This is a genomic window from Pseudomonas sp. Pse79 (assembly GCF_024519615.1).
GTDB lineage: Bacteria > Pseudomonadota > Gammaproteobacteria > Pseudomonadales > Pseudomonadaceae > Aquipseudomonas > Aquipseudomonas veronii.
Window position 1 is genome coordinate 37,475 of the sequence record NZ_JALJRR010000031.1, and the last position, 22,558, is coordinate 60,032.

Below are 22,558 nucleotides of genomic sequence, written 5' to 3' on the forward strand. Positions count from 1 at the left end.
TTGGTTCTGCGGCGTGCTGGGGGGACAGTTACAATGCCGCTCCCCCAAGGAGCCTGCATGTCCACCTTACTGACCGACTGGCGCCACCGCCCCACCCACCGCCGCGTCTGGGCCCTGGCCGCGCCAATGATCCTGTCGAACATCTCGGTACCGCTGGTGGCCCTGGTCGACAGCATGGTCATCGGCCACCTGCCCCACGCCCACCAACTGGGCGCCGTGGCGGTCGGGGCCAGCCTGTATACCTTCCTGGCCTGGGCCATGGGGTTTCTGCGCATGGGCTCCACCGGTTTCGCCGCCCAGGCCGCCGGGCGCAACGATGGCGCGGCGCTGCGGCAAATCCTGCTGCAAGGTCTGTTGCTGGCGCTGGGCCTGGCGATGTTGCTCGGTACAGTGGGCATCCCGCTGAGCCACCTGGCCCTGGAATGGATGCAGCCCTCCCCCGAACTCAATCAACTGACCCGCGAGTTCTTCCACACCCGCCTGTTCGGCCTGCCCGCCGCGTTGGCCAGCTATGCCTTGGTCGGCTGGTTCCTCGGCACGCAAAACGCCCGCGCACCGCTGGCGATCCTGCTGACCACCAACCTGGTCAACATCGCCCTCAACCTGTGGTTCGTCCTCGGCCTGGATTGGGGCGTCGTCGGCTCCGCACGCGCCTCGGTGATCGCCGAATGGACCGGCGCCCTGCTCGGCCTGGCCCTCACGCAAAAAGCCCTGCGCGCCTACCCCGGGCATATCGCCTGGGTCGCCTTGCAACGCTGGCACAGCTGGCGCCCGCTGCTGGCGGTGAACCGCGATATTTTTATCCGCAGCCTGGCATTGCAGTCGGTGTTTTTCATGATCACGGTGCAAGGCGCACGCCTGGGCGACGCCACCGTGGCCGCCAACGCGCTGTTGCTCAACGGCCTACTGCTGACGGCCCACGCCCTGGACGGCCTGGCCCATGCGGTCGAAGCCCTGTGCGGCCATGCCATTGGCGCGCACGACCGTCAGGCGTTGCGCCGCTCATTAGTGGTCGCCTGCGGTTGGTCGCTGATCGCCAGCGTCGGTTTCGCCCTGCTCTTCACCTTCGCCGGCCACCTGTTCATCGCCATGCAGACCGACATTCCCAGCGTGCGCGAAACCGCCGACATCTACCTGCCATACCTGGCGGTGCTGCCGTTGATTGCGGTGTGGAGTTATCTGCTGGACGGGCTGTTCATCGGCGCCACGCGCGCGCGGGAAATGCGCAATGGCATGCTGCTGACGGTGCTGATCCTGCTGCCATTCGCCTGGCTGTTGCAGGGCTACGGCAACCACGGCCTGTGGATCAGCTTCCTGCTGTTCATGGCCGTGCGCAGTCTTACGCTTTGGACGATTGCCTGGCGTTTGAACCGACAGAATCAGTGGCTGGCATAAGCCCCCCTCACTGTCACTGTCACTGTCACCGTCACCGTCACTGTAGGAGCGAGCTTGCTCGCGAAGATCGTCAACGATGACATGGGCTGTCTGGATGCCCGTGTTGCCTGAACGTTTTTCGCGAGCAAGCTCGCTCCTACAAGGATGGGTGCTTAGGAGGACAGGTAAGACGAACGCGTCAGGCCCAAGCGCAACGCATCCAGAAACTGCGTGCGCTCGCTGGCACTGATCTTCGCGCTCGCGCACTTGTCACGGTAATGGGTCATCAACTCCTCCGGCGACAAGTGCACATAACGCAGCATGTCTTCAATGGTGTCGTGGGTCTCGATCCCGGCGCTGTACACCGAACCGTCTTCACGCTGATAGATGTTCACCGAGTCGGTGTCACCGAACAGGTTGTGCATGTCACCGAGGATTTCCTGGTAGGCGCCGACCAGGAAGATACCCAGCAGGTAGTCTTCGCCCTCTTTCAGCGCGTGTACCGGCAGGCTGGTCTCGATGCTCTGCTCGTCGACGTATTGCTTGATCTTGCCGTCGGAGTCGCAGGTCAAGTCCTGCAATACCGCGCGGCGCATCGGTTCTTCGTCGAGACGGTGCAGCGGCAGGATCGGCAATACCTGGCCGATGGCCCAGGTGTCCGGCAGGCTCTGGAACACCGAGAAGTTGCAGATGTATTTATCCGCCAGCTTGTCGTTGAGTTCGTCGAGCACCTGGCGGTGCGAACGCTGGCGCGCTTTCAGCGAGTTATGCAGGCGGCGGCACACGGCGAAGTAGCACTGTTCAGCCAGGGCTTTTTCCGCCAGGGTCAGTTTGCCGTCGGCGTACTGGGTGGCCACGTCGCTCATGTAGTGAGTGGCGCGCCAGTAGGTTTCGGTGACCATCTCGATGTCGGTCGGGCCGAGCAGGTCCACCAACCATTGCACGGTTTCCGGCAGGTTTTCCTTGTTCTCGATCTGCGGCATTTCGTCGTTGTGTTTCTCGACGTCGGTGACTTGCACCACCAGCATGGCGTGGTGGGCGGTCAGGGAGCGGCCGCTCTCGGAGAAGATGTTCGGGTGCGGCAGGCTCTGCGCGTCGCAGAACTCCTTGAGCATGCCCACGACGACACCGGCGTAGTCGTCCATGTCGTAGTTGATCGAGCTGGCGTTGCGCGAGTGAGTACCGTCGTAGTCCACGCCCAGGCCGCCGCCGACGTCGATGTGGTCCACCGGCAGGCCGAGGTTGCGCAGTTCGCCGTAGTAACGAATGGCTTCCTTGAACCCGTGCTGGTAGTCGGCCAGGTTGGCGATCTGCGAGCCCATGTGGAAGTGCAGCAGGCGGATGCCCTGGTCCAGGCTGGCGGCGCGGAAGCGCTCGACGACCGACAGCAGTTGCGCCGCCGACAGCCCGAACTTGGATTTCTCACCGCCGGTGTCGGCCCACTTGCTCGACGCCAGGGACGACAGACGCACACGCAGGCCGACCTGTGGCTTGACCTTGAGGTTGGCGGCTTCTTCGATCACCAGCTCAACTTCGGACTCTTTCTCGATCACGATGAACACGTTGTGACCCAGCTTCTGGCCCATCAGCGCCAGGCGGATGAATTCGCGGTCCTTGTAACCGTTGCAGACGATGGTCCCGCCTTTCGGCGCCAGGGCCAGCACCGCCAGCAGTTCCGGCTTGGAGCCGGCTTCCAGGCCAATGGACACGTCCTGGGTGGCGATGATGTTTTCGATCACCGCCTCCTGCTGGTTCACCTTGATCGGGTACAGCGCGGTGTATTTGCTCTGGTATTCCAGACGCTCGATGTTCGAATCGAACGCACCGGTCAACTGGCGCACGCGGTCTTGCAGGATGTCGGGAAAACGCACCAGCAGCGGCAAGGACAAGCCGCTTTTGCGCAGCTCGTCGACTTGCTCGTACAGGTCGACAGGCGTGCTTTTCGGGCCGTTCGGACGGACTTCAACGCGACCGGCATCATTGATCGCGAAATACCCGGCCCCCCAATGACGAATCCCGTAAACACTGCGGCTGTCCGCAACTGTCCATTGGCTGCCATCGTCTTTGCGTGTGCGTCGTACGGACATTGAAGTCCCCTATAAATGAAGTCGAAGGCGCCGCCCCTCGTTGGAGGCTGGCGCAGTCTAAAGAATGAAAATGACGATTTGCCTGTGAGTAAGGTCAGACCCCACTCGCAGGACAGAGTTTAGACACTGGTTGGAAAGAGGCTGTCAGCCGCCGGACTTCTTGGCCTTGTACCCGAGCTTGATCAGCTCGGCCAACAGCAACTCGACGTGATCGCCCTGGATCTCGATGACCCCGTCTTTCAACGCGCCACCGGTGCCACAGCGCTTTTTCAGCGTGGTGGCGAGTTCCTTCAGCGCGTCTTCGGCCAGCGGCACGCCGGTGATGGTGGTCACCGTCTTGCCGCCACGGCCTTTGCTCTCGCGTCGCACGCGGGCAATGCCGTCGCCTTCGGGGATCAGGGTTTGTTTGCAGGTACAGGCGTCCACGGGCTGACGACAGTCCGGGCAGTGTCGACCTGCGTCGGTGGAAAATACCAGGCCACCGAGGGCGGCGAAGGATGCGGCTTTTTTGGCCACCGGCAATCCTCTTGTGAGGACAAAGACTGATCGGCAAACGCTCAGGCGGTTGCCGACCGCGAAGCCCCACTCAGGCAGGGGCAGCGCTACCGACCCCCCCATGTCATTGCCCCCGATTCCCTGTAGGAGCGAGCTCGCTCGCGAAGATCGCCAACGATGACGCGGACATTCAGGATGCCCACAGCGCGCTTGAGGTTTTCGCGAGCGAGCTCGCTCCTACAGGAATCAGGGGGTGGAACAAGGGTGGTTCGGGTGAAAAGTCGCGCAGTGTAACCACAAAAAGCTCACTTGCTAAGAGCCAAATCGCGCCAATTTATACAACTTTAGCGACGTGAGGCCAGATAGCGCCGCAAGCCCTCTTGCGCGTCAGGGCAGTAGGGCTTTTGTTGCGCTTCCTGCAGGACAATTTCAAGGGGTAAAAAGCGCGCCTCCATGACTTCTTCAGGCTGCAGGCACAGCGCACCGTCCCACACGGCGGAGTAGGATCTGCACCAAAGTCGGCTGTCGCCGTCCTCGAAGTAGAAATGGTCATGCTCGACCAACTCCACCCCGCCCACGCCGAGCTCTTCTGCAAGCTCGCGGGCGGCCGACTCGGCATAACTCTCGCCGTCCGCCACCATCCCGCCTGCCGCCGTGTCCCAGAAACCGGGGTACAGGGCTTTGCTCAGGGTGCGTCGGTGTACGCACAGTTCACCTGCCGAGTTGAACAGGAAGATAAAGGTGCAACGGCCGATCAGGCCGCGCTGGCGCAGGTCGGAGCGCACCAGGGCGCCGAGCGGGTTGTCGTGCTCGTCGACCCAGCAGATCAGTTCCGCATCGGAGGCTGCGCGGTGCGCGGCCTCCTTTTGAGTCACGTCCATCATCACCCTTGGTTAAGCAACTGACGCAAGTCGATCACCGCCGCGTTGGCCCGGGAAATGTAGTTGGCCATCACCAGCGAGTGGTTGGCCAATATGCCAAAGCCGCTGCCGTTGAGGATCATCGGGCTCCAGACCGGCTCTTGCGAAGCCTCCAGTTCACGAATGATCTGGCGCACGCTGACCGTCGCATTCTTCTTGGCCAGCACGTCGGCAAAGTCGACTTCGATGGCGCGCAACAGATGGGACAAGGCCCAGGCCTGGCCGCGGGCTTCGTAGAACACGTTGTCGATCTGCATCCATGGGGTTTCCACCACTTCTTCATCGAGCTGCGGCACTTCACCCGGCGCCAGCGCTTCGGTTTTCAGTGAGGTGTTCAGCTTGACCCGGCCGACACTGGCCGACAGACGTTGCGACAACGAACCCAGGCGCGTGGCGACATCGCCCAGCCAGTTGTTGAGGTTGTCGGCGCGCGCGTAGAACAGGGCGCCGCGCTGGTTCGGGTCGGACAGGCGCACTTCATAGCGATTCAGGGAGTTGATGCCTTCCTGGTACTCCGACTCGCTGGAAGGCAGCACCCAGCTCTTGTTGTCGAAGTTGAAACGCGGCTCGGCCTTCGCCAGGTCGGCGTCTTCCGCCGACTGCGACTGGGAACGGGCGAAATCCTTACGCAAGGCGCGGGTCAAGTCACGCACCTGCACCAGTACGCCGTATTCCCAGCTCGGCATGTTGTCCATCCACAGGCCCGGCGGGAAACGGTCGTTGGAAATATAGCCACCGGGCTTGTTGAGCAAGGTGCCGGCCACGGTCTTGAGGGTTTCCACGGTGGTGTAACCCAACACCATCTGCTTGCCTTCCTTTTCAGCGGCAAGCTGGGCGTTCTGCTGGACCGGGAACAGCGCCGGCTCTTCGCTCCAGTACCAACCCAAAGCACCGGTGACCAACAGATACAAGCCGAGTACGCTAAGCACCGCTCGGCTCATCAGCACGCTACGCAAATAGCTGCGGTTGGCCGACTTGGGTTCAGGGGCGGGGCCTTTGGCACTGCCTGCACGGTTTTTCCAGTCCAGCATGGCGATATCCTTTCAATCACTTGAGTTCATGCACTTCAATCGACGGCGTGCGTTCAAACACTCCGACAGCAACCCTACCCCATCGTGCCCGTCAATGCGGGGCTTTTCGCCCTACAACTATGATCCAACGGACGCCCAGGGGGCATTCGACTATAAAGGATGCGCGCTTTTTCCGCTGCACGACCAATTAGTCACTAAATGAATGCCAGGGACTCGCAGTTAATTGACGTATGACACTCATGTAACCGAAAAGAGGTGCTAGCATAGAGCCACCAGTCGACCTCAGCACGCACCTTCACTAGTAGTCAGGATATGACCGAGCCAGAAGACCCCAGCCGTGAGCGTCTCAAGCAGCACTTTGCCCAGCGGGTAATTCATCAGGCACGTCAAATTCTTGAGATCTGGCAGCGCCTGCAACGCAGCGAATGGTCCGACGCCGACTTCTCCGAACTCAGCGAAGCCAACCTGCGCCTGCTGCGCTTCGCCGAACGCTTCGAACAGCCCGAACACGGCCAACTGGCGCAGCACATCGGCGAGTCGCTCAAAGCGGTGGACGCCAATCGCGGCCGCCTGAGCAGTCAACTGATCACCGAAATCAACCGCTTGATGCAACGCCTGTCCCGCACCGGCCTGCGCCAGGGCGATCAGCTTGAGCAAACCTTCCTGCCGCCGATGCGCAAGCCGATCTACGTGATGCTGGCCGATCATGATCGCGCCGAGCGTCTGGCCAAGCAGCTGGAGTTCTTTGGCCTGAGCGCCCAGTCCCTGGACAACGTGGCGGCGTATCGCGTGGCGATGGCCGAGCGCCTGCCGTCGGCGATTGTGATGGACGTGGATTTCTGCGGCCCGGGCCTCGGCCTCCAACTGGCCGCCGAGGCCCAGCAAGGCCTGGAGCAAAAGCTGCCGTTGCTGTTTTTCAGCCTGCATGAAACCGACACCCCGACCCGCCTCGCCGCCGTGCGCGCCGGCGGCGAGGAGTTCCTGACCGGCACGTTGGAAGCCTCGAGCCTGCTGGAAAAGATCGAAGTGCTGACCTGCGTCGCCCAATACGACCCCTATAAAGTGCTGATCATCGACGACTCACGGGCCCAGGCGCTGCACACCGAGCGCCTGCTCAACAGCGCCGGTATCATCACCCGCACGCTGATCGAGCCGATCCAGGCCATGGCCGAGCTGGCGGATTTCCAGCCCGACCTGATCATCCTCGACATGTACATGCCCGCCTGCACCGGCACCGAACTGGCCAAGGTGATTCGTCATAACGACCGGTACGTCAGCGTGCCGATCATCTACCTGTCGGCCGAAGACGACCTGGATAAACAGCTGGACGCCATGAGCGAAGGCGGCGACGACTTCCTCACCAAGCCGATCAAGCCGCGCCACCTGATCACCACCGTGCGCAACCGCGCGGCCCGTGCGCGCAACCTCAAGGCGCGGATGGTGCGCGACAGCCTGACCGGCCTGTACAACCACACCCATATCCTGCAATTGCTCGAAGACTGCACCTTCCGCGCTCGCCGCGAGAACAAGCCGTTGAGCTTTGCCATGCTCGACATCGACCACTTCAAGCGCGTCAACGACAGCCACGGCCACCCCATGGGCGACCGCGTGATCAAGAGCCTGGCGCTGTTCCTCAAACAGCGCTTGCGCAAGACCGACTACATCGGCCGCTACGGCGGTGAAGAGTTTGCGATTGTGATGCCCGATACCGACTTGGAATCGGCCTGCAAGGTGCTGGATGAAATCCGTGGGCGCTTTGCCGAAATTCACTACCCGGCCCAGCCGCATGACTTGTGGTGTACCTTCAGCGCTGGGCTGGTGGAGCTGTGCGACGATTCCGACAGCCTGATGATGGCCGCCCAAGCCGACGAGGCGCTGTACCGCGCCAAGGATGCCGGACGCAATCGGGTTCAAGCCGCGCACACATCAAGTCAAAGTGCCATCTTTTCACCAGAATCCAGCGATTCCGTCATAACTTTGTAATAGAAACGCAATAACTTCAGGCACTTAACTTTTGCTGTCGGTTGAAACCACGCATGCGCCTGAAGCTGCTGACCAATCTCAATACCCTCCTTCTGGTGGCCGTGTGCCTGGCACTCGGGGCGACGCTCTGGTGGTCGCAACGCGCGCTGGAACGGCCTTATTTGCTGATGGAACGCTACCTGGGGTTGTCGCAGACCTTCCAGAACCAGGCCGCACGCAACATCGACGACTACCTGGCCAGCGGCGACGCCCTGCGCTTGAGCAGCGCCAGCCAGAGCCTGGAAAGCCTGCTGCAGCACCTGGACGAATTGCCCGCCGACCTCGCACAAAGCCTGCGCCCCAGCCTGAAGGAGCTGGACACCTTCAGCAAAACCGACCTGCTCGCCGCCGGCAAACTGGCCGGCGACCCGCAAGCGCTGCTGTTGCAGGCCGAGCGCGAACTGGGCGCGAACCTCGAGCAACTGAGCCAGTACGCCATCGGGGTCGATTCGCCCGCCGCGGCGCGCTACCTGCCGCCGCTGCTGGCGGCGTCCCAACACCTGGGCAAGCTGTCCCTGGCCCGCGACAAGCTGGTGAGCAGCGGGCGCGCCGAACTGGCGGATGATGTGGAGCGCGAAGTCAGCAATATCCGCGGCCAGGCCGACCTGCTGGAGCAACTGCCCTTACTTGGGGTCAAGGCCAACGCCGGTTCGAACACCGATGACTTTTCGGCGCTGATGGGCCTGGAAAACAGCGAAAAAGCCGAAACACAAGACACCGGCGTCGACCTCAAGCGCGAACTCAACAGCCTGCTGACCCGCTACCCGGCCGAACTCAAGCGCACCCGCGAGCAGATCCAGCGGCGCGCCGACCTCGCCGCCGGCACCCACCTGAAAATCGCCGGAGTGCAACAGGCCATCGCCGGCCTGGAGCCCGTCGTGCGTGCGCAGCACGCCGTGATCCAGGGCGAAGTGCGCCTGATGCAAGGGGTGATGATCGGCCTGATCCTGCTGATCGCCCTGCTGATCGATACCCTGCAACGGCGCCTGGCACGGGTGCTGACCAACCTGGCACCGGCCCTGTCGACCTGGGCCGAAGGCGACTTCAGCCAACCGATTGCCTTGGGCAAGACAAACCGCGAACTGCGCGACATCGAAGCCTCCCTCAACCGCTTGCGCGCCTACCTGGTGGACCTGGTGGGCACCATTCGCGGCAATGCCGAGGAAGTCGCTGGCAGCAGCCGTGCCCTGGCCGAGCTGAGCAGCGGCCTGCATGATGGCGCCGAACGGCAGGCCGGGGACACCGCGCAGATCCGCGATTCGTTGGGCGAATTGGAAGCGACCATTCAACAAGTCGCCGGGGACGCCAGCCAGGCCGCCGGCGCCAGCCGCAGCGCGGGCCAGGCGGTGAAGCACGGCCAGCGGGTGATCGGCCTGAGCCTGACCGGGCTGCATGCGCTGGTGGGCGAAGTGCAGCAAAACGCGCAGATGATCGAGAAACTCGCCGAAGAGTCCGCGACCATCGGCGGCGTGTTGACGGTGATTCGCTCGATCGCCGACCAGACCAACCTGCTGGCGCTCAATGCCGCCATTGAAGCCGCCCGCGCCGGAGACGCCGGGCGGGGTTTTGCCGTGGTCGCCGACGAAGTGCGCTCCCTGGCCCAGCGCACCGCCGGCGCCACCGCCGAAATCCAGGGCCTCATCGCCGGCCTGCAAACCGCCGCCCGCCAGTCGGTGGAAGGCATGCGCGCGCAGGTCGAACACGCCGAAGCCACCGCCCAGCAAGCACAAGCGGCCGACGGCGCGCTGGATGAAATCGTCGGGGCGATCCAGACCATTTCCGACACCTCCGTGCGTATCGCCGATGTGACCGCGCAGCAGAGCGGTGCGGTGAGTGAGATTCGCGATAACAGCGAACGGATTCATCAGTTGGGTGAGGACAACCTGCTGCGCATCGGCCAAGGCCGCAGCCAGGGTGAGCACCTGCTGGTGCTGGGCGGCCAACTCAACACCGCCGTCCAAGCCTTCCGCGTCTGACCCGACCTAGCGCCACGCGAAGAACCAATGTGGGAGGGGGCTTGCCCCCGATAGCGGTGTGCCAGTCTCAATATCTGTAACTGATCCACCGCTATCGGGGGCAAGCCCCCTCCCACATTTGATCGCCACAGGTTTCAAGACGGTATTACCAATGACCGGATCCTGGGCCGCAGTCACAAATTTCGCGCAATCCTCGCTAATCGTGCTGCCTACTGCATAGAACTGGACAGTCATAAACGCTTTGCGGCATAGTCGCCGGGTTCTGCCGTACCCACATCAATAACAAGGAACAGCCGATGGCGACCTTACTGGTTCTTCACGGACCCAACCTGAACCTGCTCGGCACCCGCGAACCGGGCGTCTACGGGGCAGTGACCCTGGAACAGATCAACCTCGATCTGGAGCGACGGGCCCGTGAAGCCGGCCACCATTTGCTGTACCTGCAAAGCAATGCCGAGTACGAATTGATTGATCGCATCCATGCCGCGCGCGGCGAAGGCGTGGACTTTATTCTGATCAATCCCGCCGCTTTTACGCACACAAGTGTTGCATTACGTGACGCGCTGCTGGCGGTGAGCATCCCATTCATCGAAGTGCATTTGTCGAACGTGTACAAACGCGAACCTTTCCGCCATCACTCCTACTTCTCCGACGTAGCGGTAGGTGTGATCTGCGGCCTTGGCGCCAGCGGTTATCGACTGGCCCTGGAGGCCGCCCTGGAACAACTTGAACAACCGGCCAAGCGCCCCTGACCGACCCTTGGGAGTTGACGATTCATGGATATCCGTAAAGTTAAGAAACTGATCGAACTGCTGGAAGAATCCGGCATCGACGAGCTGGAAATCAAGGAAGGCGAAGAGTCTGTACGCATCAGCCGTCACAGCAAGACCCCGGCCCAGCAATTCTACGCGCCGCAGATGCAAGCACCGGCACCTGCCGCTGCCGCTCCGGTCGCCGCTGCGCCTGTCGCCGCCGCCGAGCCTGCTGCGCCCAAGCTGAACGGCTTCGTGGCCAAGTCGCCAATGGTCGGTACGTTCTACCGCACCCCGGCACCGGGTTCGCCAGCCTTCGTTGAAGTCGGCAAAACCGTGAAAGAAGGCGACACCATCTGCATCGTGGAAGCGATGAAAATGATGAACCACATCACGGCCGAAAAAGCCGGTGTCATCGAATCCATTCTGGTAGAAAACGGTCAGCCGGTTGAGTACGACCAGCCGCTGTTCACCATCGTTTGAACCGCGGAGCGCCTTCGATGTTGAAACCTGCGAAGAAACTGCAAAAAGTCCTGATCGCCAACCGCGGCGAGATCGCGCTGCGTATCCTGCGCGCCTGTAAGGAAGAGGGCATCAAGACCGTCGCTGTTTACTCGACGGCCGATACCGAACTGATGCACGTGAAACTGGCGGACGAAAGCATCTGCATCGGCCCGCCACTGGCTGCGAACTCGTACCTGAAAGTCTCGAACATCATCGCCGCTGCGGAAGTGACCGGCGCTGATGGCATCCACCCGGGCTACGGCTTCCTCGCGGAAAACGCCGATTTCGCCGAACAGGTGGAAAAATCCGGGTTTGCCTTCATCGGCCCGAAAGCCGAGACCATTCGCCTGATGGGTGACAAGGTTTCGGCCAAGGACGCCATGATCGCGGCCGGTGTGCCGACCGTTCCAGGCTCCGACGGCCCGCTGCCCGAGGACGAGACCACTGCGCTGCGCATCGGTCGCGAAGTCGGTTACCCAGTGATCATCAAGGCCGCAGGCGGCGGCGGTGGTCGCGGCATGCGCGTGGTACACAAGGAAGAAGACCTGATCGAAGCGGCCAAGCAGACGCGCTCCGAAGCGGCTGCCTGGTTCGGCAACCCGATGGTCTACCTGGAGAAGTACCTGACCAACCCACGTCACGTGGAAGTGCAGGTGCTGTCTGACGGCCAGGGCCACGCCATCCACCTGGGCGACCGCGATTGCTCGCTGCAACGTCGTCACCAGAAGGTATTGGAAGAAGCACCGGCACCGGGCCTCGACGAGAAAGCCCGTGCGGAAGTCCTGGCGCGTTGCGTCAAGGCGTGCATCGACATCAACTACCGTGGCGCCGGCACTTTCGAGTTCCTCTACGAGAACGGCCGTTTCTACTTCATCGAGATGAACACTCGCGTGCAGGTAGAACACCCGGTTTCGGAGATGGTCACCGGTATCGATATCGTCAAGGAGATGCTGAGCATCGCCGCCGGTAACGAGCTGTCCTTCACCCAGGACGACGTGAAGATCCACGGCCACTCCCTGGAGTGCCGGATCAACGCCGAAGACCCGAAAACCTTTATCCCGAGTCCAGGCCTGGTCAAGCATTTCCATGCACCGGGCGGCAACGGCGTTCGCGTCGATTCGCACCTGTACAGCGGCTACAAGGTTCCGTCCAACTACGACTCGTTGATCGGCAAGCTGATCACCTGGGGCGCCACCCGCGACGAGGCCATGGCCCGCATGCGTAACGCCCTGGACGAAATCGTGGTCGACGGCATCAAGACCAACATCCCGCTGCATCGGGATCTGGTCCGCGATGAAGGCTTCTGCGAAGGTGGTGTGAACATTCACTACCTGGAACACAAACTGGCCAACCAGTAAGTGCTCCACCCAACAAAGCCGCCTTCGGGCGGCTTTGTTGTTTGTGGCCCCTCCATTTTGAAGATGTACACAGTCCAAATGTGGGAGGGGGCTTGCCCCCGATGGCGCCAGCTCAGTCATAGATTAGGTGACTGACCCACCGCTATCGGGGGCAAGCCCCCTCCCACATTTGGTCGGCGTGCAGTCAGCAGTGTCGTCTTCTGCCCGCCGCTCGCGTAAACTTGCGCGCTTTCGCAGCCCCTCCCCGCTGCACACTCATTTTTTCAAAGGTGCCCGCCATGCCTTGGCTGCAAGTCCGTCTCGCCATCAGCCCAGAACAAGCCGAAACCTACGAAGACGCCTTCCTTGAAGTGGGCGCCGTCTCGGTGACCTTCATGGACGCCGAAGACCAGCCGATCTTCGAGCCGGAACTCAACACCACCCCGCTGTGGTCCCACACCCACTTGCTGGCCCTGTTCGAAGACGGCACCGATGCCGCCAGCGTCCTGGCCCATATGGAACTGCTCACCGGCGGCCCGCTGCCCGAGCACCACAGCGAAATCATCGAAGACCAGGACTGGGAACGCAGCTGGATGGACAACTTCCAGCCGATGCGTTTCGGCCAGCGCCTGTGGATCGTGCCGAGCTGGCACGCCGCCCCCGAGCCTGACGCGGTGAACCTGCTGCTGGACCCCGGCCTGGCGTTCGGCACCGGCACGCACCCGACCACCGCGCTGTGCCTGGAATGGCTGGACGGCCAGGACCTGAACGATTGCCACGTGTTGGACTTCGGCTGCGGCTCGGGGATTCTGGCGATTGCCGCCCTGTTGTTGGGCGCCAAGGAAGCCGTCGGCACCGATATCGACGTACAGGCCCTGGAAGCCTCCCGCGATAACGCCGGGCGCAACCACATTGCTGAAGGCAAATTCCCACTGTACCTGCCGGAGCAATTGCCCCAGGTGCAGGCCGATGTGCTGGTCGCCAATATCCTCGCCGGCCCGCTGGTGGCCCTGGCGCCGCAGCTGTCGAGCCTGGTCAAGCCGGGTGGCCGCCTGGCGCTGTCGGGCATCCTCGCCGAACAGGGTGAAGACGTGGCTGCAGCCTACGCCCAGGATTTCGAGCTCGACCCGATCGCCAATCGTGATGGCTGGGTACGCATCAGCGGGCGTCGGCGCTAGAATGAGCGCTTGCCTGAATCGGATGGCCGCATGACCGACAGTTTCGTCACCCAGTGTCCCCATTGCCAAACGCGCTTTCGCGTCAGCCACGCTCAGTTGAACGTGGCGCGCGGCGTGGTGCGCTGCGGCTCGTGCCTGCAAGTGTTCAACGCCGCGCGCCAGTTACTGGAGCAGCGCGCCCACGCGCAAGCGCCGAAGCCTGAACAGCCGGCCGCAGCGGAGCACGCCGCCGAGGCGCCGCGGGCGATCAGCCAGAAACAGTGGACGGCGCAAGAGCTGGATCTGGACAACCTGGACCTGGACAAAGAACTGGCCAAGCTGGAACGCCGCGAGATTCAACACACCCAGCCGCTGGGCGCGGAACGCCGGCAAGGCAGCGCCGACCGACGCAAAAAGGAAGAGGCCCTCAGCGCCAGCCGCGACACGATCAAGGCCGAGGAAGAAAAATGGGCCGCCAGCCTGTTCAGCGAACCGCCTGAAGAACGCGGCAAAGCGCCCGAAGACGAACCTGAACCGGCAAATGCCCCTGCGACTAAACAGCGCACCGAACCGTCGATGTCCCTCGCCACCGACGACATCGACGATGAACCGCCGCTGCGCTCCACGCCTGCCGATGAAGACGACGAACTCGACCCACCCGTGAGCGCGGTCAGCGACGACGTGGACGCGCCGGAACCCGACGAGCGCCCCCAAGGCCGCAAGCGCTCGCGCAGCGCCGCCAGCGCCCACGACGAGCTGCTGCAGGACCTCGAAGATGACCCGCTGCACTTGTACGCCGGCAAACGCCCGTCAAGCTGGGGCCGTCGCCTGCTCTGGCTGTTGCTGGTGCTGATCGCCGCCGCCGGCCTCGCCGGCCAGTACATTGCCTACCAGTTCGACGACCTGGCGCGCCAGGACGCCTATCGCCCGTGGTTCCAGCAACTGTGCCCGACATTGGGCTGCACGGTGCCGTCACGGGTCGATATCGCGCACATCAAGAGCAGCAACCTGGTGGTGCGCAGCCATCCTGAATTCGCCGGCGCGCTGGTGGTGGATGCAATCATCTATAACCGCGCGACGTTCTCCCAGCCGTTCCCGTTGCTGGAACTGCGCTTTGCCGACCTGAACGGCAACCTGATCGCCAGTCGGCGCTTCAAGCCCGCCGAATACCTGAGCGGTGAGCTGGCCGGGGTCAGTGAAATGCCGTCGCAGACGCCGATCCATATCTCCCTGGACATCCTCGACCCCGGCAACAAAGCGGTGAATTACAGCCTGAGCTTTCATTCGCCCGAGTGAATCGGCGCGGTCATCGAGGTTTGACGACGGATTATTGACTGGACCGCCGGCAACCAAACCGGTGGCGATAAAGAAATAACTGTTCAGATTTTATCCAATTCAGCCTTTATCCAGTCATCGAGAGCGGGTATCATGCCAACCCTTTTTCGAACTCTAATGATCCGGCCCCACAACAGGGAAGTCCTATGTCGGCGGTACGCATCGGCCCATACACATTGCACAATGGTTTGATTCTCGCGCCAATGGCGGGGGTCACCGACCAGCCCTTTCGTCAGCTGTGCAAGCGTTTGGGCGCGGGTCTAGTAGTCTCGGAAATGGTCACCAGCGACATGAGCTTGTGGAATACCCGCAAATCGCGGCTGCGCATGATCCACGAAGGTGATCCCGAGCCCCGCTCGGTACAGATCGCCGGTGGCGACGCACAGATGCTGGCGGAGGCGGCCCGGGCCAACGTGGAGCTGGGCGCGCAGATCATTGACATCAACATGGGCTGTCCGGCCAAGAAGGTCTGCAACAAGGCCGCCGGTTCCGCGCTGTTGAAGGATGAGCAGTTGGTCGCCGAGATCCTGCAGGCCGTTGTCGCCGCAGTGGATGTACCGGTCACCCTGAAGATTCGTACCGGCTGGGACCGGGACAACAAGAATGGCCTGACGGTGGCGAAGATCGCCGAACAGGCGGGTATTTCAGCGCTGGCGGTGCATGGCCGCACCCGCGCCGATCTTTACACCGGCGAAGCCGAGTACGACACCATTGCCGCGATCAAGCAGGCCGTGTCGATGCCGGTATTTGCCAATGGCGATATCGACTCAGCCGAGAAAGCCCGGCGCGTGCTGCATGCGACCGGTGCCGATGGCCTGTTGATTGGCCGGGCCGCCCAGGGGCGGCCATGGATTTTTCGTGAAGTCGAACACTTTCTGCGTACCGGCGAGCTGTTGCCGGCACCGGGGTTGATCGAGGTGGAACGTATTCTGCTAGAGCATCTGGCCGCCCTGCACGCCTTCTACGGAGACGTGATGGGAGTACGCATTGCTCGCAAGCATGTCGGCTGGTATCTCGCAACCCTGCCGGGCGCCAGGGAGTTTCGCGCCCACTTCAATCGTTTGGATGATACGGAAGCACAGTGCGCCAACGTTCGTGAGTTCTTCAGCGAACGTGACAAGAGCCTGGTGACAGGGGACGGAGAGGGGGTGGCCGCATGACGATGATGACCGAGACTTTAGTGAGTGGAACAACACCCGTGAGCGACAACGTCAATTTGAAACAGCACCTCAACACGCCGAGCGAAGAAGGCCAGACCCTTCGCGGGAGTGTCGAGAAGGCGCTGCACAATTATTTCGCCCACCTTGAGGGCGCTTCCGTCACGGACGTGTACAACCTCGTGCTCTCCGAAGTCGAGGCGCCCTTGCTCGAAAGCGTGATGAACTACGTCAAGGGCAACCAGACCAAAGCCAGTGAGCTGCTGGGCCTCAACCGTGGCACCTTGCGCAAAAAGCTCAAACAATACGATTTGCTGTAAGCATTCAATCCGACCAGAAAGGCGCCCGCGTAAAACCGGTCGCCTTTTTTGCTGACTCCTTTGCTTTTGATGGAAATTGAAATGACCGACCAGACTACCCGCCTGCCGATCCGCCGCGCCTTGATCAGTGTCTCCGACAAGACCGGGGTTCTCGAATTTGCCCAGGGGCTGGAAGCCCTGGGCGTGGAAATCCTCTCCACGGGCGGGACCTTCAAACTGCTGCGAGACAACGGCGTGGCCGCAGTAGAAGTCGCGGACTACACCGGTTTCGCAGAGATGATGGACGGTCGGGTCAAGACCCTGCACCCGAAAATCCATGGTGGCATCCTCGGCCGTCGCGGTATCGACGATGCCATCATGAACGAGCACGGCATCAAGCCGATCGATCTGGTGGCCGTCAACCTCTACCCGTTCGAAGCCACCATCAACAAGCCGGGCTGCGACCTGCCGACCGCCATCGAAAACATCGATATCGGCGGCCCGACCATGGTTCGCTCGGCCGCCAAGAACCACAAAGACGTGGCCATCGTGGTCAACGCCAGCGACTACGCCAAGGTGCTTGAAAACCTCAAAGCCGGTGGCCTGACCTACGCCCAGCGTTTCGACCTGATGCTCAAGGCGTTCGAACACACCGCCGCCTACGACGGCATGATCGCCAACTACATGGGCACCGTGAACCAGGCCGCCGAGACCCTCAGCACAGAAGGTCGCAGCCAGTTCCCGCGGACCTTCAACAGCCAGTTCATCAAGGCCCAGGAAATGCGCTACGGCGAGAACCCGCACCAGAGCGCGGCGTTCTACGTGGAAGCCAAGCCGGCCGAAGTGGGCATCGCCACCGCGACCCAGCTGCAAGGCAAAGAACTGTCCTACAACAACGTGGCCGACACCGACGCCGCGCTGGAATGCGTGAAGAGCTTCGTCAAGCCGGCCTGCGTGATCGTCAAGCACGCCAACCCGTGCGGCGTGGCCGTGAGCCCGGACGCTGAAGGCGGCATCCGCCAGGCTTACGAACTGGCCTACGCCACCGACACCGAATCGGCCTTCGGCGGCATCATCGCCTTCAACCGCGAACTCGACGCCGCGACCGCCAAGGCCATCGTCGAGCGTCAGTTCGTCGAAGTGATCATCGCCCCGTCCGTCAGCGAGGAAGCCCGCGCCATCGTGGCCGCCAAAGCCAACGTGCGCCTGCTGGCCTGCGGCGAATGGTCGGCCGAACGTGCCCCTGCCTGGGACTACAAGCGCGTCAACGGCGGCCTGCTGGTGCAAAGCCGCGACATCGGCATGATCAGCAGCGCCGACCTGAAAGTGGTGACCAAGCGCGCACCGACCGAGCAGGAAATCAACGACCTGATCTTCGCCTGGAAAGTGGCCAAGTACGTCAAGTCCAACGCCATCGTCTACGCCAAGAACCGCCAGACCATCGGTGTCGGCGCCGGCCAGATGAGCCGCGTGAACTCGGCGCGCATCGCCGCGATCAAGGCTGAACACGCCGGTTTGCAGGTAGCGGGCTCGGTGATGGCGTCCGACGCGTTCTTCCCGTTCCGCGACGGCCTGGACAACGCGGCCAAGGCCGGCGTCACCGCAGTGATCCAGCCAGGCGGCTCGATGCGTGATGCCGAAGTGATTGCTGCGGCTGACGAAGCCGGCATCGCCATGGTCTTCACCGGCATGCGCCACTTCCGTCACTAAACAGCACCGCTTCCCGACTGTAGGAGCGAGCTTGCTCGCGAAAAACTCAAAAACGCCACGAGGTGTCAGGTTTCCCTCGTTATCGTTGACGACCTTCGCGAGCAAGCTCGCTCCTACAGGGAAGCACAGCGTTTCTCAGAGGTTTTTGAAATGAATGTTTTGATTATTGGCAGCGGTGGCCGTGAACACGCCCTGGCCTGGAAAGTTGCCCAGGACCCACGCGTCCAGAAAGTATTCGTAGCCCCCGGCAACGCCGGCACCGCCATTGAAGCCAAGTGCGAAAACGTCGCCATCGACGTGCTGGCCCTGGAACAACTGGCGGATTTCGCCGAGAAAAACGTTTCCCTGACCATCGTCGGTCCGGAAGTGCCGCTGGTTGCCGGTGTCGTCGACCTGTTCCGCAGCCGCGGCCTGGACTGCTTCGGCCCGACCGCCGGCGCGGCCCAGCTGGAAGGTTCCAAGGCATTCACCAAGGATTTCCTGGCGCGCCACAAGATCCCGACCGCCGACTACCAGAACTTCACCGAGATCGAGCCAGCCCTGGCTTACCTGCGTGAGAAAGGCGCGCCAATCGTGATCAAGGCCGACGGCCTGGCCGCGGGCAAAGGCGTGATCGTCGCCATGACCCTGCAGGAAGCCGAAGACGCCGTGCGCGACATGCTCGCCGGCAACGCCTTCGGTGAAGCCGGTTCGCGCGTGGTCATCGAAGAATTCCTCGACGGCGAAGAAGCCAGCTTCATCGTGATGGTCGACGGCAAGAACGTCCTGCCGATGGCCACCAGCCAGGACCACAAGCGCGTCGGCGACGGCGACAGCGGCCCGAACACCGGCGGCATGGGGGCTTACTCCCCGGCCCCGGTCGTGACCAGCGAAGTGCATCAGCGTGTGATGGACCTGGTGATCTGGCCGACCGTGCGCGGCATGGCCGATGAAGGCAACGTCTACACCGGTTTCCTCTACGCCGGTCTGATGATCGACAAGGCCGGTAACCCGAAGGTCATCGAGTTCAACTGCCGCTTCGGCGACCCGGAAACCCAACCGGTGATGCTGCGCCTGCAATCGAGCCTGGTGCTGCTGGTGGAAGCCGCGCTGGCCCAGGCCCTGGACAAGGTTGAAGCCCAGTGGGACCCACGCCCGAGCGTCGGCATTGTGCTGGCAGCTGGCGGTTACCCGGCCGACTACGCCAAGGGCGATGTGATTGAAGGCCTGGACGCGGCGGCGACGCTGGAAGGCAAAGTGTTCCATGCGGGCACTGCGCTGCAGGACGGCAAGGTGGTGACCGCAGGTGGCCGTGTGCTATGTGCCACCGCGATGGGCGCCAGTGTCGACGCTGCACAGCAACAGGCCTACAAACTGGCGGCGAAAATCAGCTGGAACGGCTGCTTCTACCGTAAAGATATCGGCTATCGCGCGATTGCCCGTGAACGTGGCGAGACTCATTAAGTCGCTATCCGTTCGGTTAGGTAAGGGCCTCTGGCCCTTGCCGTACTCGTATGACCCCGCGCATAGTTAACCCGTGCTTCAACCTACGAAGGGATTTCGCCGTGCGCTGGCTCAGGATCGCCATAGGTTTCACTGTCAGTCTGCTGACACTGCTCTGTTTGCTCCCGGCCCAGGCCGCTGCGCAAGGCAGTGGCTGGGCAGTATTGCTTGATGAACAGGCCGACCTGCAACTGAGCGATATCCGTTCGCCCCGCTACACCAATCAATTCAGCCCCATCGAACTGGACCGGATCACTGCCGCCGAGCCGGACGGTGCGTTGTGGGTACGCTTCAAGCTGCAACCCGGCCAGCACGAGCAAGTGCTGCGGGTGTTTGCCCCGGACGTTTCCCTCCTGAGTCTGTATGTGCTGGATGGCGACACCCTGGTGGAACAGCAAACCACCGGCACGCGCCAGCCCCAGGCCGAGCGCCCGCTGCCCAGCAGCGACTTCATGCTGCCGATGCCCCAGAGCCCGAAGCCCCTTGAGGTGTACCTGCGCCTGGTCTCGGAACACGAACTGCGCCCCTATATCACCCTGGAGCCGGCCGTACTCGCCGCCGCCGACCAAAGCCAGACGCTGATCTACGGCCTGCTGTTCGGCTGTCTGCTGATGCTGATCCTGCACAACCTCTCCCGCTTCGCCTACCACCGCTCACGCAGCAGCCTGTGGCTGGCGGCCTGCGAAGTGCTGCTGCTGCTCAGCCTGGCGTTGCTGCTCAACCTGCTGGGGCCATGGCTGCAGAACTGGCACGCGATCCAGACGCCGGGCGCCTACCTCGCCCTGCTGCTGACCGCACCGTGCGGGCTGATGTTTGCCTATCGCTTCTTCATGCCGCTGGGCCCGCACCCGCTGAACAAACTGTTGATGGCCGACATTCTGTTGATCGTGCTGTGCGGCCTGCTGCTGTTGTTCGTCAACACGTTGCCGCTGAACATCATCACTTACGTCCTGGTGGCCCTGGCCGGCCTGAGCATGTTGTTTGTCTCGGCCTATCACTGGCAAAAAGGCTACCGGCCGGCGCGGTTGTTCGTGGCGGGGGTGGTGGTGTTCAACATCGGCACGCTGATCATCCTGCCGGCCTTGCTTGGCCTCACGCTGCTGGCGCCGCAAGGCTTGATCATTACCCTGCTCAGCTTTATCTGCCTCAGTGGCCTGCTGATGAGCCTGGCCCTCGGCGAACGCCAGCGCGCCATCGTCGAAGCACGCTTCAGCCTCAGCCGCGAGCTGGCGGCCAGCAACGCCGAAATCGCCGCCAAGGCCGAGTTCCTGGCGAAGATCAGCCACGAAATCCGTACCCCCATGAACGGCGTGCTGGGCATGACCGAGCTGCTGCTGGGCACGCCGCTGTCGGTCAAACAGCGCGACTATGTGCAGACGATCCACAGCGCCGGTAACGAACTGCTCACACTGATCAACGAAATCCTCGATATCTCCAAGCTGGAATCCGGGCAGATCGAATTGGACGACGTGCAGTTCGACCTCAATGCGCTGATCGACGACTGCCTGAGCATCTTCCGCGCCAAGGCCGAGCAGCAGAACGTCGAGCTGATCAGCTTTATCCAGCCCCAGGTGCCGCGGGTGATCAGCGGCGACCCGACGCGCCTGCGCCAGGCGATGTTGAGCCTGCTGGAAAACGCCCTGCAGAAAACCGATGAAGGCGAAGTGTTGATCGTCGTCGCCCTCGACGAGCGCAGCCCCAAGCCGCGCCTGCGCATTGCCGTGCAGGACAGCGGCCTGCCAATGGAAGCCGCCGAACGCGATGCGTTGCTGCACAGCGAACTGCACAGCAAGAACTTCCTCTCGGCCACCCGTTTGAGCGGCCACCTGGGCCTGGTCATCGCGCGCCAGTTGATCCTGTTGATGAACGGCGAATTCGGCATCAAGAGCGGCGCACAACAAGGCAGCACCCTGTGGCTGACCCTGCCGCTGGACCCGGAACGCCTGGAACACCCGACCTCCGACCTCGACGGCCCGCTCAAGGGTGCGCGGGTCCTGGTGGTGGACGACAACGACACCTGCCGCAAAGTGCTGGTGCAGCAATGCACCGCCTGGGGCCTGAATGTCAGCGCCGTGCCGTCGGGCAAGGAAGCCCTGGCGTTGTTGCGCACCAAGGCGCACCTGCGTGATTACTTCGACGTGGTGCTGCTGGACCAGAACATGCCCGGCATGACCGGCATGCAACTGGCAGCCAAGATCAAGGAAGACCCGAGCCTCAACCACGACATCCTGCTGATCATGCTCACCGGCATCAGTAACGCGCCGAGCAAGATCATTGCGCGCAATTGCGGGATCAAGCGCATCCTCGCCAAGCCGGTGGCCGGCTACACCCTCAAGACCACCCTGGCCGACGAACTGACCCAGCGCAGCAAAGGCGGCGGGCAGCCACGCGCGCCCCTCAACGCGCCGGCGGCCATCATCGTGCCCAGCGACTTCCGCATCCTGGTGGCCGAAGACAACAGCATCTCCACCAAAGTCATCCGCGGCATGCTCGGCAAGCTCAACCTCAACCCGGACACCGCGAGCAACGGCGAAGAAGCCCTGCAGGCGATGAAGGCCCAGCGCTATGATCTGGTGTTGATGGACTGTGAAATGCCGATCCTCGATGGCTTCTCCGCGACCCAACAGTTGCGGGCCTGGGAAGTCAGCCACCAGCGCATTCGCACGCCGGTGGTGGCGCTCACCGCACACATCCTCTCGGAACACAAAGAGCGCGCACGCCAGGCCGGGATGGACGGGCACATGGCCAAGCCGGTGGAATTGTCACAATTGCGCGAGCTGGTGGAGTACTGGGTGGCGCAGCGTCAGCCACGGCCGGAGCATGCGCCCTCTTAACGTCAAATGCGATCGAGTGTGGGAGGGGGCTTGCCCCCGATGGCGGTGGACCAGTCACCTATGCATCGACTGAAAGACAGCGATGG

General features: G+C 62.4%; 16 protein-coding genes and 2 pseudogenes. 13 read left to right on the forward strand and 5 right to left on the reverse strand.

Annotated features, from left to right (window positions below; translation table 11 throughout):
• Nucleotides 1–57 precede the first annotated feature (57 nt).
• A complete protein-coding gene (locus NR164_RS27015; RefSeq protein ID WP_256823505.1) occupies nucleotides 58–1,395 on the forward strand; it encodes an MATE family efflux transporter in 1,338 nt (445 codons plus the stop codon).
• Between the two features lie 152 nt (nucleotides 1,396–1,547).
• On the opposite strand, the gene speA is transcribed toward NR164_RS27015, so the two are convergent.
• The 4 genes from speA to NR164_RS27035 all read right to left on the reverse strand — a co-directional run bounded on the left by speA (nucleotide 1,548) and on the right by NR164_RS27035 (nucleotide 5,817).
• Nucleotides 1,548–3,461 (reverse strand): arginine decarboxylase, encoded by a 1,914-nt coding sequence (gene speA, locus NR164_RS27020; RefSeq protein ID WP_057005974.1) that lies wholly within the window; start codon nucleotides 3,459–3,461, stop codon nucleotides 1,548–1,550.
• Nucleotides 3,462–3,605: 144 nt separating this feature from the next.
• On the reverse strand, nucleotides 3,606–3,977 hold the full coding sequence (locus tag NR164_RS27025) for a translation initiation factor Sui1 (RefSeq protein WP_017849660.1): 372 nt from the start codon (nucleotides 3,975–3,977) through the stop codon (nucleotides 3,606–3,608).
• Between the two features lie 323 nt (nucleotides 3,978–4,300).
• On the reverse strand, nucleotides 4,301–4,837 hold the full coding sequence (locus NR164_RS27030) for an NUDIX hydrolase (protein WP_079442750.1): 537 nt from the start codon (nucleotides 4,835–4,837) through the stop codon (nucleotides 4,301–4,303).
• Between the two features lie 2 nt (nucleotides 4,838–4,839).
• On the reverse strand, nucleotides 4,840–5,817 hold the full coding sequence (locus NR164_RS27035; protein ID WP_371928174.1) for a DUF2333 family protein: 978 nt from the start codon (nucleotides 5,815–5,817) through the stop codon (nucleotides 4,840–4,842).
• 402 nt (nucleotides 5,818–6,219) lie between these two features.
• Here NR164_RS27035 and NR164_RS27040 point away from each other — a divergent pair, with 402 nt between their 5' ends.
• From NR164_RS27040 to purH, 10 genes and pseudogenes are all read left to right on the forward strand, one after another.
• Nucleotides 6,220–7,890, forward strand: coding sequence for a PleD family two-component system response regulator (locus tag NR164_RS27040; RefSeq protein WP_057005975.1), 1,671 nt, complete (start codon nucleotides 6,220–6,222; stop codon nucleotides 7,888–7,890).
• A 1,499-nt stretch (nucleotides 7,891–9,389) separates the two neighbouring features.
• A pseudogene (locus NR164_RS30650) lies at nucleotides 9,390–9,905 on the forward strand (methyl-accepting chemotaxis protein); the annotation flags it as partial.
• A gap of 296 nt (nucleotides 9,906–10,201) precedes the next feature.
• Nucleotides 10,202–10,657 (forward strand): type II 3-dehydroquinate dehydratase, encoded by a 456-nt coding sequence (gene aroQ, locus NR164_RS27050; RefSeq protein ID WP_017849665.1) that lies wholly within the window; start codon nucleotides 10,202–10,204, stop codon nucleotides 10,655–10,657.
• Nucleotides 10,658–10,681: 24 nt separating this feature from the next.
• Nucleotides 10,682–11,140: an acetyl-CoA carboxylase biotin carboxyl carrier protein gene (gene accB, locus NR164_RS27055; RefSeq protein WP_017849666.1), complete on the forward strand. Its 459-nt coding sequence runs from the start codon at nucleotides 10,682–10,684 to the stop codon at nucleotides 11,138–11,140.
• A 17-nt stretch (nucleotides 11,141–11,157) separates the two neighbouring features.
• A complete protein-coding gene (accC, locus tag NR164_RS27060; RefSeq protein ID WP_017849667.1) occupies nucleotides 11,158–12,519 on the forward strand; it encodes an acetyl-CoA carboxylase biotin carboxylase subunit in 1,362 nt (453 codons plus the stop codon).
• Nucleotides 12,520–12,797: 278 nt separating this feature from the next.
• Nucleotides 12,798–13,676 (forward strand): 50S ribosomal protein L11 methyltransferase, encoded by an 879-nt coding sequence (prmA, locus tag NR164_RS27065; RefSeq protein ID WP_046384850.1) that lies wholly within the window; start codon nucleotides 12,798–12,800, stop codon nucleotides 13,674–13,676.
• 30 nt (nucleotides 13,677–13,706) lie between these two features.
• The gene (locus NR164_RS27070) at nucleotides 13,707–14,951 is read left to right on the forward strand and encodes a DUF3426 domain-containing protein (RefSeq protein ID WP_177032565.1); all 1,245 of its coding nucleotides are present in this window, start codon (nucleotides 13,707–13,709) and stop codon (nucleotides 14,949–14,951) included.
• Between the two features lie 185 nt (nucleotides 14,952–15,136).
• On the forward strand, nucleotides 15,137–16,150 hold the full coding sequence (dusB, locus tag NR164_RS27075; RefSeq protein WP_017849670.1) for a tRNA dihydrouridine synthase DusB: 1,014 nt from the start codon (nucleotides 15,137–15,139) through the stop codon (nucleotides 16,148–16,150).
• Nucleotides 16,147–16,467, forward strand: a complete 321-nt coding sequence (gene fis, locus NR164_RS27080) for a DNA-binding transcriptional regulator Fis (RefSeq protein WP_002555375.1) — start codon at nucleotides 16,147–16,149, stop codon at nucleotides 16,465–16,467. Before dusB ends, fis begins: the two co-directional genes overlap by 4 nt.
• Before the next feature lie 81 nt (nucleotides 16,468–16,548).
• Complete coding sequence (gene purH / locus NR164_RS27085) at nucleotides 16,549–18,156, forward strand: bifunctional phosphoribosylaminoimidazolecarboxamide formyltransferase/IMP cyclohydrolase (protein WP_256823506.1); 1,608 nt, start codon at nucleotides 16,549–16,551, stop codon at nucleotides 18,154–18,156.
• A gap of 15 nt (nucleotides 18,157–18,171) precedes the next feature.
• Here purH and NR164_RS27090 read toward each other — a convergent pair.
• A pseudogene (locus NR164_RS27090) lies at nucleotides 18,172–18,285 on the reverse strand (outer membrane lipoprotein carrier protein LolA); the annotation flags it as partial.
• Between the two features lie 21 nt (nucleotides 18,286–18,306).
• On the opposite strand from NR164_RS27090, the gene purD reads away from it, so the two are divergent.
• Together purD and NR164_RS27100 are read left to right on the forward strand one after the other, a co-directional pair.
• Nucleotides 18,307–19,599 (forward strand): phosphoribosylamine--glycine ligase, encoded by a 1,293-nt coding sequence (gene purD, locus NR164_RS27095; RefSeq protein WP_017849672.1) that lies wholly within the window; start codon nucleotides 18,307–18,309, stop codon nucleotides 19,597–19,599.
• A gap of 101 nt (nucleotides 19,600–19,700) precedes the next feature.
• A complete protein-coding gene (locus NR164_RS27100) occupies nucleotides 19,701–22,472 on the forward strand; it encodes a hybrid sensor histidine kinase/response regulator (protein WP_256823507.1) in 2,772 nt (923 codons plus the stop codon).
• Nucleotides 22,473–22,558 lie beyond the last annotated feature (86 nt).

Coding starts and splice junctions, on each gene's coding strand:
- NR164_RS27015 (WP_256823505.1), top strand. CDS start 58: ATGTCCACCTTACTGACCGACTGGCGCCACCGCCCCACCCACCGCCGC.
- speA (WP_057005974.1), bottom strand. CDS start 3,461: ATGTCCGTACGACGCACACGCAAAGACGATGGCAGCCAATGGACAGTT.
- NR164_RS27030 (WP_079442750.1), bottom strand. CDS start 4,837: ATGGACGTGACTCAAAAGGAGGCCGCGCACCGCGCAGCCTCCGATGCG.
- NR164_RS27035 (WP_371928174.1), bottom strand. CDS start 5,817: ATGAGCCGAGCGGTGCTTAGCGTACTCGGCTTGTATCTGTTGGTCACC.
- NR164_RS27040 (WP_057005975.1), top strand. CDS start 6,220: ATGACCGAGCCAGAAGACCCCAGCCGTGAGCGTCTCAAGCAGCACTTT.
- aroQ (WP_017849665.1), top strand. CDS start 10,202: ATGGCGACCTTACTGGTTCTTCACGGACCCAACCTGAACCTGCTCGGC.
- accB (WP_017849666.1), top strand. CDS start 10,682: ATGGATATCCGTAAAGTTAAGAAACTGATCGAACTGCTGGAAGAATCC.
- accC (WP_017849667.1), top strand. CDS start 11,158: ATGTTGAAACCTGCGAAGAAACTGCAAAAAGTCCTGATCGCCAACCGC.
- prmA (WP_046384850.1), top strand. CDS start 12,798: ATGCCTTGGCTGCAAGTCCGTCTCGCCATCAGCCCAGAACAAGCCGAA.
- NR164_RS27070 (WP_177032565.1), top strand. CDS start 13,707: ATGACCGACAGTTTCGTCACCCAGTGTCCCCATTGCCAAACGCGCTTT.
- dusB (WP_017849670.1), top strand. CDS start 15,137: ATGTCGGCGGTACGCATCGGCCCATACACATTGCACAATGGTTTGATT.
- fis (WP_002555375.1), top strand. CDS start 16,147: ATGACGATGATGACCGAGACTTTAGTGAGTGGAACAACACCCGTGAGC.
- purH (WP_256823506.1), top strand. CDS start 16,549: ATGACCGACCAGACTACCCGCCTGCCGATCCGCCGCGCCTTGATCAGT.
- purD (WP_017849672.1), top strand. CDS start 18,307: ATGAATGTTTTGATTATTGGCAGCGGTGGCCGTGAACACGCCCTGGCC.